The organism is Virgibacillus kimchii, from assembly GCF_055379185.1.
Genome location: NZ_AP043951.1, coordinates 777,984 through 790,788, shown reverse-complemented (window position 1 = coordinate 790,788; position 12,805 = coordinate 777,984). Strand labels below are relative to the sequence as shown.

At 40.9% G+C, this 12,805-nt stretch carries 10 protein-coding genes; all 10 read right to left on the bottom strand.

Translation table 11 applies throughout. From position 1 onward, the window contains the following. Positions 1-7: 7 nt before the first annotated feature. Positions 8-466, bottom strand: a complete 459-nt coding sequence (locus ACZ42C_RS04025; protein WP_461181690.1) for a flavin reductase family protein — start codon at positions 464-466, stop codon at positions 8-10. A 164-nt stretch (positions 467-630) separates the two neighbouring features. Then, complete coding sequence (locus ACZ42C_RS04020; RefSeq protein WP_461181691.1) at positions 631-2,160, bottom strand: acyl-CoA carboxylase subunit beta; 1,530 nt, start codon at positions 2,158-2,160, stop codon at positions 631-633. Positions 2,161-2,178: 18 nt separating this feature from the next. Continuing rightward, entirely contained in the window at positions 2,179-2,961 is a 783-nt protein-coding gene (locus ACZ42C_RS04015) for an enoyl-CoA hydratase (protein ID WP_461181692.1), read from the bottom strand. Between the two features lie 89 nt (positions 2,962-3,050). Further along, positions 3,051-3,260 carry an acetyl-CoA carboxylase biotin carboxyl carrier protein subunit gene (locus ACZ42C_RS04010; RefSeq protein ID WP_461181693.1) on the bottom strand — a complete coding sequence of 70 codons (210 nt, stop codon included), beginning with the start codon at positions 3,258-3,260 and terminating at the stop codon, positions 3,051-3,053. A gap of 12 nt (positions 3,261-3,272) precedes the next feature. Beyond that, complete coding sequence (locus tag ACZ42C_RS04005; RefSeq protein WP_461181694.1) at positions 3,273-4,628, bottom strand: acetyl-CoA carboxylase biotin carboxylase subunit; 1,356 nt, start codon at positions 4,626-4,628, stop codon at positions 3,273-3,275. Next, positions 4,625-6,271 (bottom strand): AMP-binding protein, encoded by a 1,647-nt coding sequence (locus ACZ42C_RS04000; protein ID WP_461181695.1) that lies wholly within the window; start codon positions 6,269-6,271, stop codon positions 4,625-4,627. Before ACZ42C_RS04000 ends, ACZ42C_RS04005 begins: the two co-directional genes overlap by 4 nt. A 25-nt stretch (positions 6,272-6,296) precedes the next feature. Then, positions 6,297-7,439, bottom strand: a complete 1,143-nt coding sequence (locus ACZ42C_RS03995; protein ID WP_461181696.1) for an acyl-CoA dehydrogenase family protein — start codon at positions 7,437-7,439, stop codon at positions 6,297-6,299. A 63-nt stretch (positions 7,440-7,502) separates the two neighbouring features. After that, the gene (locus ACZ42C_RS03990; RefSeq protein WP_464891361.1) at positions 7,503-8,111 is read right to left on the bottom strand and encodes a TetR/AcrR family transcriptional regulator; all 609 of its coding nucleotides are present in this window, start codon (positions 8,109-8,111) and stop codon (positions 7,503-7,505) included. Positions 8,112-8,250: 139 nt separating this feature from the next. Further along, entirely contained in the window at positions 8,251-10,704 is a 2,454-nt protein-coding gene (gene parC / locus ACZ42C_RS03985) for a DNA topoisomerase IV subunit A (protein ID WP_461181697.1), read from the bottom strand. Positions 10,705-10,724: 20 nt separating this feature from the next. Next, a complete protein-coding gene (gene parE / locus ACZ42C_RS03980) occupies positions 10,725-12,668 on the bottom strand; it encodes a DNA topoisomerase IV subunit B (protein ID WP_461181746.1) in 1,944 nt (647 codons plus the stop codon). Between the last annotated feature and the right edge of the window lie 137 nt (positions 12,669-12,805).

Sequence of the window (12,805 nt, the reverse complement as noted above, 5' to 3'; positions counted from 1 at the left end):
AATAAATTTATTTTAATTCCTTGTATTTTCCTCCGTGGAAGATAACCGGGTTTGCTTTATTTAACTTCAGGTCGGTTACTTCAGCTATAAAGATCATATGGTCACCTGCTTTTACCGTACCATCAACCTTACAGGACATTACTGCAATGGAGTGATCAATCACAGGTGCTCCGTCCAGTTGAATAAAAGGTATTTCCCTGTCTTTTTCCTTTTGTTTGGCATAAATCATGGCAATTTCTTTTTGTTGTTCTGATAATATACTTATTCCAAATTTTTTTTCTTTCTGTAATATTGGATACATACTGGCTGCCTCATCTATCGATACTGCTATCAGTTTTGGTTCCAATGAAACTGACATAAAAGCGTTTACTGTCATCGCCTTTATCCCATTATCGTGATGGGTTGATACAATGGTAATGCCTGTGGCAAATTGTCCCATGACATCACGAAATAAGCGGCTGTCCATCGTTTGATTCCCCCTTTTCATTACGGAAAGCATATCATTTTACAGGGGATAATTAAATTAAGATGCTCTTGGTTTACATAATAATATTATAGTTAACTTCATGCTTTTAATTATTTCAATGAAAAAAAGCGATGATAAAAAATACCATCGCCTTTTTCATTATATTAAACAGGATATACACCGTGTTTTCTTTCGGTAAATGTTACATTTTTATTTTCGTAGGCAGCATAACGTGTTTTGAGTTCTTCCCTTAGTTTATTGGGGTCAATTACTGCATCAATGACCATTTCCGAAGCGAGTCTGTATATATCGATATTATCCTTATACTCATCCTGCTTTTCTTTAATAAATGCCGGACGATCCTCTTCAGGCAATTCTGCTATTTTATTTGCGTATACTGCATTCACTGCTGCTTCCGGCCCCATTACTGCAATTTGTGCAGTCGGAAATGCAAGGCAGCTGTCCGGTTCAAATGCAGGACCGGCCATTGCATACAGACCTGCTCCATATGCTTTTCTAACAATGACAGAAATCTTTGGCACCGTTGCCTCACTCATGGCAGACAGCATTTTGGCCCCGTGGCGGATAATGCCCGCCCGCTCCACTCTCGTCCCGATCATAAAGCCCGGGACATCGACCAGAAATAATAAGGGGATATGGAATGCGTCACATAATTGCATGAATTTAGCAGATTTATCGGCAGAATCATGGAAGAGGACACCGCCTTTCATTCTTGGCTGATTAGCTATAATACCAACTGATTTCCCGTCTATTCTTGCAAGACCGGTGATCAGTTCTGGAGCAAACTTCTTCTTAATTTCGCAAAAGCTGTCTTCATCAATAATCCGATCGATTAATTCATACATATCAAAAGGGGCATTTTGATTTTCCGGTATGAGATCAGTAATTGATTTTTCAAAGGCCTTTGTTTCTTTCGGTTCCAACCTGTTTGGCTGTTTCCTGAAATTTTGTGGAAAGTAAGTTAAATAATTACGGGAGTAGTCAATGGCCTCCTCTTCTGTTTTAGCCAGCACATCGCCGACACCGGAAACGGAGCAATGCATATCAGCTCCTCCCATTTCCTCCAGGGATACTTTTTCTCCGATCACCTTTTCAGCCATTCTTGGAGACCCCAAATACATCGATGCGTTTCCCTCAACCATAATCACAATATCACAAAAGGCCGGGATATAAGCTCCTCCTGCTGCAGATGGTCCAAATAATAAACAAACCTGTGGCACTCTTCCGGATAATTTAATTTGATTGTGAAAAATTCTTCCTGCTCCACGGCGGCCTGGAAACATCTCAATTTGATCTGTAATTCTCGCTCCCGCAGAATCCACTAAATAAATCATGGGAATTTCCAGCTTTTCAGCTGTTTCCTGAATACGAATGATTTTTTCCACCGTTCTTTTTCCCCAGGACCCGGCTTTTACCGTGGAATCATTTGCCATCACACATACGGATTGTCCATTTATTTTACCTATGCCTGTAACCACTCCGTCCGATGGTAGAGAATCGTCCATACAATTGGCAAAAAACGCATCTTCTATATCCATACCTTCATCAAATAATAATTCCAGACGCTTTCTGACAAACAGTTTCCCCTTTTCCTCATTTTTCTGATGATATTTTTCAAGGCCGCCTTTTTCAATTTTATTTATCCTGTTTTGTAAATCTTCCACGTATGACATAATTTTCTTCCTCCTGCCTTATTCACCTTTGTAAACAGGTTTTCTTTTTTCGCGGAAAGCCTGCAGACCTTCCATCCGATCACTTGTCGGAATAGTTTCTTTGTAAGCAAGATGCTCCAATTCAAGACCAGTAGTAATGTCTGCTTGCAATCCATTATTGATCGCTGTTTTGGCCTGTTTTAATGCAATCGGACCGTTCCCTGCAATTTTGTTCGCTGTTTTTAATGCAGACTCGAGCACACTGTCATGCTCAGCAATTTCTTCAATCAGTCCCAGGGATAATGCTTCATCCGCCTGTATGGCTGAAGCGGTATAAATAAGTCGCTTAGCCTGTCCGGAACCAATTAAACGGGGCAGGCGCTGTGTGCCCCCGGCACCTGGTATAATAGCAAGTGACGTTTCGGTCAGACCCATTTTCACGTTCTTTCCCGCAATTCGAATATCACATGCTAATGCAAGTTCCAATCCACCGCCAAAGGCAACTCCATTCATGGCAGCGATAACAGGAACTTTTACTTTTTCAACAAGTGTAACCGTTGCGCCAATATATTTGACTGCTTCAATGACCTGGCTTTCGGTCATCCCTTTCCTCTCTTTTAAATCAGCACCGGCACAAAATGCCTTCTCCCCTGCTCCTGTGATAATTGCACAGTAAACAGATTGATCCGCATCTATTTCACGAACCGCTTCCCCCAGTTCGTCCAATAAGGATGTTGACATGGCATTTGCTGCTTCCGGTCTGTTAAGTGTAATTAGTGCAATATGATCATCAGTTTTTCTATAATCAACCAGCTGCGTCATTTTTACCTCCCTATGCTAACAGAAAGTTTTTAAACATAAATCATCATACAGCTCCATCACGTCCCAGAGCTGTATGACCATAAAATGAATTAATTAATAATCGCAATAACATCCCCTTCATTGACAAAATCTCCTTCATTCACTTTCAATTCTGCAACTGTTCCTGCTTCTTCTGCAGGGATGGGGATTTCCATTTTCATTGATTCCAAAATCACAACATCCTGGCCTGATTCAACTCTGTCTCCTTTTTCCACATTTACTTTCCACACATTCCCTGCCATATTTGCTTTTAATTCCATTTATAATTCCTCCTATTTTGTTTCTGCTAATGGTAAATAGTATTTTTCTACAAAATCTGTCGTTGTATTTCCTGCGATGAACTCATCATGCTCCACTACTTTTAAAAGCATGGGAATGTTCGTTTTTATTCCCTCAATTTTGTATTGCAGCAACGCCTCTCTCAATAAAGCAATGGCTTCACTTCTTGTTTGTCCTTTTACTATCAGCTTTCCTATCATCGGATCATAATAAGGGGTAACATCATAGTTCTCCGTCACTGCAAGTTCATTTCGGATGAAATCTCCTTTAGGTTCTCTAAATTTAGTGATGTGCCCTGGAGATGGAAAGAAGGTAACCGGATCCTCTGCATAAATCCGTGCTTCTATCGCATGCCCATTTATCTTTATATCATCCTGCCTGCAGTTTAACCGTTCGCCCTGGGCAATTCTAAGTTGCTCTTTTACAATATCAACACCTGTTATTTCTTCAGTAACAGGGTGTTCCACCTGTATTCTCGTATTCATTTCAAGAAAATAAAAATTTTCATTCTCATCCACCAAAAATTCAACCGTACCAGCGCTTGTGTAACGCAGCGCCTTAGCAGCATTTACTGCTGCTTCTCCCATTGCTTTTCGTGTTTTTTCCGATATAAAGGAAGAAGGGGCCTCCTCAATTACTTTCTGGTTTCTTCGTTGCACTGAGCACTCCCGTTCAAATAAGTGTATCGTATTCCCATGGGTATCAGCCAGGATCTGTATTTCAATATGACGGGCGTGAACCAGCTTTTTCTCCATAAACATGGCGCCATCTCCGAAAAAAGTCAAAGCGCGCTTGGAATTGCTTTCAAAAGCTTTTACCAATGCTTCATCTGATTCGATTGCCTGCATGCCAATACCACCGCCTCCAGCAGAAGCCTTCAGCATGATCGGATAACCAATGGATTTCGCTGTTTTAAGCGCTGCTTCAAGTGAATCCACCCCGTCATCCGTTCCGGGAACTACGGGAACGCCCGCTTTTTTCATTGCCTTTCTGGCTGCAATTTTACTTCCCATTTGTTTCATTACTTCACCGGAAGGACCGACGAATATGAGCCCTTCTTGTTGGCAGCGCTGAACGAAATCGCTATTTTCACTCATAAAGCCGTACCCGGGATGAACCGCATCTGCTCCGGAATCCTTTGCGACGGCTATAATTTTATCTACATTTAAATAACTTTCGTTTACACGGGGCGGTCCGATCAGATAACTCTCATCCGCCATGCTTACATAAGGTGCGTTTTGATCGGCTTCGGAATAAACAGCAACTGTTTGAATTCCAAGACCCCTGCAAGAACGAATAATGCGTGCGGCAATTTCTCCGCGATTAGCTATCAGTACTTTTTGAATCATGAACTCCCTCCCAGTTGAAGCTCTTGCAAAGCGATTTCCTTCAATTTAAATTTTTGTATTTTTCCGCTTGCAGTCATTGGATATTCTTTTACAAATTCGATATACCTTGGGATTTTAAACCTGGAAATACTACCTTTGCAAAACTCCTTTATGTCTTCCGGATCAGCACTTTTTCCATCCTTAAGAATAATAAACGCCATTATTTCCTCTCCGTATTTTTCATCCGGTATACCTACGACCTGTACATCCAATACATCAGGGTGTTTATATAAAAATTCTTCTATTTCTCTCGGATAAACGTTTTCACCGCCACGAATGATCATATCCTTCATTCTTCCGGTTATCTCAAGGTATCCGTTTTCATCCATAACAGCTAAATCTCCTGTATGAAGCCAGCCTTCTTCATCGATCGCTTCTTTTGTAGCCGATTCATTGTTGTAATATCCCTTCATGACATGGTAGCCTCTCGTCAGCAACTCCCCGGGTGTCCCCAGCTCCTGCTCTTCGTCTGTACCCGGCACAACAACACGCACTTCAACATTGGGATGGCGTTTCCCTACCGTGCCTACTTTTAATTCAATTGGATCATCCGTATTCGTCTGTGTAATCCCCGGAGAAGATTCCGTTTGTCCATAGACAATCGTAATCTCCTTTGCTCCCATTTTATCCATGACATTTCTCATCACTTCTATGGGACAAGTCGAGCCCGCCATAATACCTGTTCTTAAATGGGAAAGGTCAAATTTTTCAAAATCCGGATGATTTAACTCTGCAATAAACATGGTCGGAACGCCATGTAGTGCTGTAGACTTTTCTTCCGATACGGCCTTTAACACTTTTTCAGCCTGGAACTGCTCCAGAATAACCATGGTAGCCCCTTTTGAAACTGCTGCGAGGGTACCTAAAACACAACCGAAGCAATGAAAAAATGGAACCGGGATACATAATCTGTCTTCATGGGTGAACTTCATGCCTTCTGCAACCTGTTTGCCATTATTCACGATATTATGATGGGACAGCATGACACCTTTTGGAAATCCGGTTGTACCTGATGTATATTGCATATTAATAACTTCATCACAATGCAATGAACCTTGACGAGCATTCAAGTCCTCATCACTTACTTCGGTTCCTTTATGGATAAGATCTTTCCATGTATAGGCATAATCATATTGGTCTTCGCTTAGAATAATGATATTTTTCAAATTTGGAAGCGTGGCAGATTGCAAGTTTCCTTTTTCAGAACCTTCCAGCTCCGGGCATACTTTTTTTAGAATTTCCACATAGGAATTATTTTTAAAACTGTCAGCCATAATTAAAGTAGTAGCTTCAGATTGCTTTAAAAGATACTCCAGTTCATCTGCCTGATAGCTTGTATTTACGGTAACCAGTACTGCACCCATTTTCCCTGTGGCAAATTGAGTAGTAACCCATTCAGGCTTATTGTCTGCCCAAATCGCCACGTTTTCCCCTTTTTCTATCCCTAATGACATCAAGCCTTTTGCTGTTTCGTTAACCATTTCATTGAATTCTGCATATGTTTTCCGTACATCTAAATCCGGATAAACAATTGCTTCGTGATCAGGGCGTTCCCTCACTTGTCTTTCCAACAATTCCCCAATGGTTAAATTTATAAGCGACATGAAATTTCTCCTTCCCACTTTTAGACTAGCAGCCCAGCTGCCTTGCAATGACCAGTCGCTGTATCTCTGATGTCCCTTCTCCAATTTCCAATAACTTCGCATCACGTAAATATCGTTCTACCTCGTATTCACGCATGTAACCATAACCGCCATGAATCTGGATCGCCTGATTTGCCGCCCGGAATGCCGTTTCGGTAGCATAAAGCTTGGCATATGCCGCTTCTTTACTGAAAGACTTATCCTGATCCTTCAACCATGCTGCTTTATGTACCATATTTCTTGCTAATTCAACCTCCATGGACATATCCGCCAGCTTAAATTGAATGGCCTGAAAAGAGGATAGCGATTTTCCAAACTGTTTTCTCTCTTTCGCATATTCAAGCGCCTTTTCAAGTGAGGCCTGAGCAATACCAAGGCCCAATGCGGCAATGGATATTCTGCCCCCGTCCAATGTATACAAAAACTGTTTAAAACCTTTCTCAGGGTCTCCAAGCAAGTTTTCCTTGGGCACCCGCACGTTATCCAAAACAATTTCGGCTGTATCAGACCCTCTAACGCCCATCTTATCATAATTACCTGTAATCGTAAGTCCTTCACTGTCAGCAGGAACAATGATTGCCGAGATGATATTTTTGCCGTTGCTACGCTTCCCGGTGACAGCGGTTACAATTATAGTTTCGGCAAAATTGGCATTCGTAATGAAACACTTTTCCCCGTTAATGATATAATCAGCACCATCTTCCGTTGCAGTTGTTTTTGTTCCACCTGCATCTGAACCGGCATTTGGTTCGGTTAAACCAAAAGACCCCAATGCTTTCCCGCTTGCCAGAGGAGTTAAATACTTTTTCTTTTGCTCCTCTGTTCCAAAATAATAAATGGGACTTGCCCCCAGGGAAACAGCTGCTGCATAACTTAATCCGGTGCTTCCGCACACACGGCCGATTTCCTCCACTGCCAGTGCATATGATAATGTATCTCCGTCTGAACCTCCGTACTTCTCCGGGAAAGGTATCCCCATCAGACCCAGTTCCGCCATCTGATCAAAGATTTCCACCGGAAACCTTGCATTTTTATCAATTTCAATCGTTTTTGGCCTGATGGATGCTTCAGCAAAATCTCTGACCATTTTTTTAACCATCCGCTGTTCCTTCGTTAATTCAAAATTCATCTTTTCCCTCCTGCAGTAAATAATAAGACCGACCAGTCGGTCTGTGAAAGCGTTTTAAAAAAATTATTTTGTAGAGTAAAGCTTTTCAATTAATAACTCCTCATATTCTGTGCTTATAATTGTTTCCGGCTTTATAACAGCATGTAAAATTAAATCGATATAAATATTCCCGATTTCCTCAATTGTTTTTTCCCCATCCGGCTGGTACCATTTATATATCCAGTTTACCATTCCCAGCACTGCCATTGCTGTGATATCAACAGAAAGACCTTGGCGGAATTCCCCGCTTTTCTTTCCTTCACTGATTACATGAACAATCATTTTTCTGAATTGGTCCCTCTTCTTTTTTATTTTTTCCTCGTATTCCGGCTTTAAATATTTGTTCTCCTGATAGAACACGACCAGATGGGCTTTGTACAAGTCAAATACTTTTACAAAGTCTTTTATGATCGCCTGCAACTTTTGGCTTGGAGAGGAATACGTTTCATTTGCGGCCTTTGCTTTTTCAATGACATGTGTGATAAATGTATCATGGATAACATACAGAAGTTCCTCTTTTGATGAGAAATGATGGTAAAAGCCGCCTTTTGAGGTTTCTGCTTTCTCTACAATCTGCTTTACGGAAACCCTATGAAATCCATCTTTTTCAAATAATGTTAAGGAAGACTGTATAATCTCCTGTCGTAAATCTCTTATATTCTCACTCCTTTCTAAAATTTATTCTTATTCTACCATTTTATTCTGAATATATAAAGCGTTTTCATTTTTTTATTTAGAATGTTTGGAGTGTATTTAAAAAAAGGACAGGAAATCAATCTTCCTGTCCGCTGTCAAACGGTTTTTCATATTCAGCTTCTTTCCATACTTCCACTACTTTACCCTGATTATCCGAATCAATGACAAAAGAACCGTTGCTTGTTCTATCGCTTAACGGAAATTCAAGCGGAAATAATGAATGGCTTTCTTCTTTTTCAGTTAGAAATCTTATCGTATTATTTTCATGCACAAGATAAAATCCCTTAACATAATGCGGTTTGCTTTTCAGCTCCCTGAGCATCAGTTTGCCTCTTTTTGCCCTGGTTGTTTTTTCCATCTCCTGCAGTTTCATTCGTTTACATGCTCCACGCTGTGTGATCAGTAAAATGGATGGTTCGGACAAATCGTCAAAAGTATGGGCATTTACGATAAAGTCTCCGTCCTTTAAGTGAATTGCCTTCACCCCTGCTGCACGCTGGCCCACTGCTTTCACTTCTGTTTCATGGTACCAGAGCCCATAACCAAGGTTTGAAGCGATAAATATATCTGAATTGCCTTTTGTAAGGCAAACATTCACAATTTCATCATCTTCTTTTAAATTCAATGCTATTAACGCTTTGGAATACCTTTGAGCCTCATAAAGTCCTATCTCACTTTTTTTCACCATGCCATTTTTCGTAAAAAACACGAGATACGTTTCTTCTTCAAACTCCCTTACAGGTATACATTGAACAATCTGTTCATCATTTTCTATTGGTACGATGTTGGAAATATGCTGCCCCAGGTCTTTCCAGCGAATCTCGGAAAGTTTATGAACCGGTAAACATAAATAGTTGCCCTTATTCGTAAATAACAGCAGCCTGTCTGTCGTGTTCATCTCCAAAAGCCCTACAACATGATCATTATCTTTAATGGCAAAGTCTTTTCCGTTGGAGGCGGAATAGGACCTTAAACTTGTCCGTTTCACATAGCCTGATTTAGTGACGGATACTAGTACATCTTCTTTTGGCACGACTACTTCAATATTTATTTTTAACTCTTCAATTTTATCTTCAATTATTGTTCTTCTTTCATCAGCAAATTTTTTCTTAATCTGCCTTAAATCTTTTTTTATTGTCTGAAGCAGCTTTTTGTCACTTTGTAAAATGGCTTCAAGCTCATTAATTTGTTTCTTTAATTCTTCTGCTTCTTTTTCCAGTGATTTTATGTCCGTGTTCGTTAGACGATACAACTGCAGCGTAACAATGGCTTCGGCCTGTTCCTCGGAGAAGCCGAATCGCCCTATGATATTCTTTTTGGCATCCTGCTTGTCTTTAGAAGCGCGTATTACGGCAACGAGTTCGTCCAAAATCGAAATTGCTTTAATTAATCCCTCAACAATATGGGCCCGTTCCTTTGCCTTGTTTAAATCGTAGGTTGATTGTCTGATGACCACCTGCTTCTGGTGCTCAATATAGGCATCCAGTAAATTAGAAAGTGACAACAGCTTTGGTGTTTTATCCTGAATGGCTACCATATTAAAATGATATGTGATTTGTAAATCTGTATTTTTAAACAGATAATTCAGTACACCTTCACTGTCCACACCTTTTTTAAGCTCTATAACAACTCTAAGTCCGGTTCGATCTGTTTCATCCCTTACTTCGGCAATGCCTTCCACTTTACGGTCAATCCGAAGCTCATCCATTTTCTTTACCATGCTGGCTTTATTGACCTCATAAGGAATCTCATCAATGATAATCTGTTCCCGTCCGCCTCGCATTTTTTCAATTCTTGTTTTTCCCCGTAAAATAATTTTTCCTTTGCCTGTTTCATACGCTTCTTTTATTCCTTCTCTTCCCTGTATGATGCCTCCTGTCGGAAAATCAGGACCTTTAAGTACATTCATAAGCTGATCCACATCACAATCCGGCTTATCCATTCTCATGATTACGGCATCGATTGCTTCTGCCAGATTATGTGGTGGAATATCCGTGGCATATCCGGAAGAAATCCCGGTGGAACCATTTACCAGCAGACTTGGAAATTTAGAAGGAAGAACAACAGGCTCCCATAGCGTATCATCAAAGTTCGGTATAAAATCCACCGTTTCCTTTTCTATATCCCTTACAAGCTCAGAAGATATACTGGCAAGCCTGGCTTCTGTATAACGCATTGCCGCGGGCGGATCACCATCAATACTTCCATTATTCCCATGCATTTCTATTAAAACATTTCTTACTTTCCAATCCTGGCTCAGACGAACCATTGCCTCATATACAGAAGAATCACCGTGGGGGTGGTAATTACCTATCACAGTCCCTACGGTTTTCGCGGATTTACGAAAGTTTTTATCAAACGTATTCTTTTCCTGATGCATGGCATATAATATTCTTCGCTGCACAGGCTTCAATCCGTCCCGTGCATCCGGCAATGCCCTGTCCTGTATAATATATTTACTGTATCTTCCGAACCGATCTCCAATCACTTCTTCTAAAGGAAGGTCCAAATATGTTTCTGATTGTGGCAAACCAATTACCCCCAATTACCTCATGCTTCAGTTTGAATCTTGTCATTTTCCAATATATTGTCATCTTCCACCATGCCAAATTCAACATGGCTTTCGATCCATTTTCTTCTTGGTGCTACTTTATCACCCATTAATGTCGTGACTCTGCGGTCCGCCCTGGCAAGATCATCCAGGGTTACGCGAATTAATGTGCGTGTTTCCGGATTCATCGTTGTTTCCCACAGTTGGTCTGCGTTCATTTCTCCCAACCCTTTATATCGCTGGATAATATACCCTTTTTTAAACTTCTTCACCGCTTCTTCCCTTTCCTCTTCATTCCAGGCATAGACAACCTGTTCCTTTTTGCCTTTCCCTTTGGAAATTTTATAAAGCGGCGGGAGAGCAATATATATTTTTCCCGATTCCACAAGGGGGCGCATATATCTGTAGAAAAAAGTAAGCAGCAGCACCTGAATATGAGCACCATCCGTATCTGCGTCGGTCATAATGATAATTTTATCATATTGTACATCACTTAAATCAAAATCACCGCCAACTCCTGCACCCACTGTGTGAATGATGGTTGATATTTCCTCATTTTTAAAAACGTCTTCCAGTTTCGCTTTTTCCGTATTAATTACTTTTCCGCGGAGAGGCAGTACTGCCTGAAACTTCCTGTCTCTTCCTTGCTTTGCAGAACCTCCGGCGGAATCCCCCTCCACTAAATATAATTCATTTTTGCTTGGATTTCTTGACTGGGCGGGAGTCAACTTTCCACTTAACAACGCATCTTTACGCCGTTTTTTCTTTCCGGTTCTTGCATCTTCCCTGGCTTTGCGGGCAGCTTCCCTTGCCTCTTTTGCCTTGATTGCTTTTTTAATTAAAAGGCTGGCAATTTCTCCATTTTCCTCAAGGAAATAAGACAGCCCCTCGGAAACGATGGCATCTACACCCGATCTGGCTTCCGTTGTTCCCAGTTTCCCTTTCGTCTGACCTTCAAACTGCAGCTTTTCTTCCGTAATTCGGACAGATACAATTGCTGTCAAGCCTTCTCTTATATCCGTTCCTTCCAGGTTTTTATCCTTTTCCTTCAGCAGGCCGGATTTTTTCGCATAATCGTTAAATGCTCTTGTTATTGCTGTTCTCGCGCCGGATTCATGGGTTCCGCCATCTTTGGTTCGGACATGATTTACAAATGACAGCATATTTTCTGCATATCCGCCATTAAACTGAAAGGCAAAATCCACTTCGATACCCTGGTGTTTTCCGTCAAAGGATACTACTTCATGCAAGACATCCTTATCTTCATTTAAATAGTCAATAAATGATTTCAGACCTTCAGGATATTCATAAAGTTCCTCCACTCCTGATCTTTCATCAGCTAGCTTGATTTTTAATCCCTTTAATAGAAAAGCCGATTCTCTTAACCGTTCCGAAAGTGTCTCGTAATCATAGGAAGTTACTGAAAAGATACTCGGATCCGGTTTGAAATGAATGGTCGTACCTTTTTTTCTAGTTGCCCCTTTCCTTTCCAATGAACCAGCAGGCTTACCGCCATTTTCAAATCGCTGATAATACGTATGCCCATCCCGGTGAATGGTCACTTCCAACCATTCGGAAAGTGCATTTACTACAGAGGCCCCCACACCATGCAGGCCACCGCTTGTTTTATATCCGCCCTGGCCAAACTTACCTCCGGCATGAAGCACTGTGAAAATTACTTCTGTTGTCGGTACTCCTGTCTGATGCATACCGGTTGGTATTCCGCGGCCATTGTCCATAACAGAAACACTGTTATCTTTATGTATGGTTATTTCAATGACATCTCCATACCCGGCCAAGGCTTCATCCACCGCGTTGTCCACAATTTCAAATACCAAGTGATGCAAGCCGCGCAAGTCAGTGCTTCCAATATACATGCCGGGTCTCTTTCTTACCGCATCAAGCCCTTCCAAAACTTGAATCGAGTCATCTGAATACTGCATATTTTTTTGATTCAAGCTATCCTCTTCCCCTTTCACTAATAATCGCGTATTATTTTTTATATTAACATTTTTTTCGTGCTGAACATCCAATTATAATAATCGTAAACTAAAAAGAACATGAAATTCCAATAAAATCA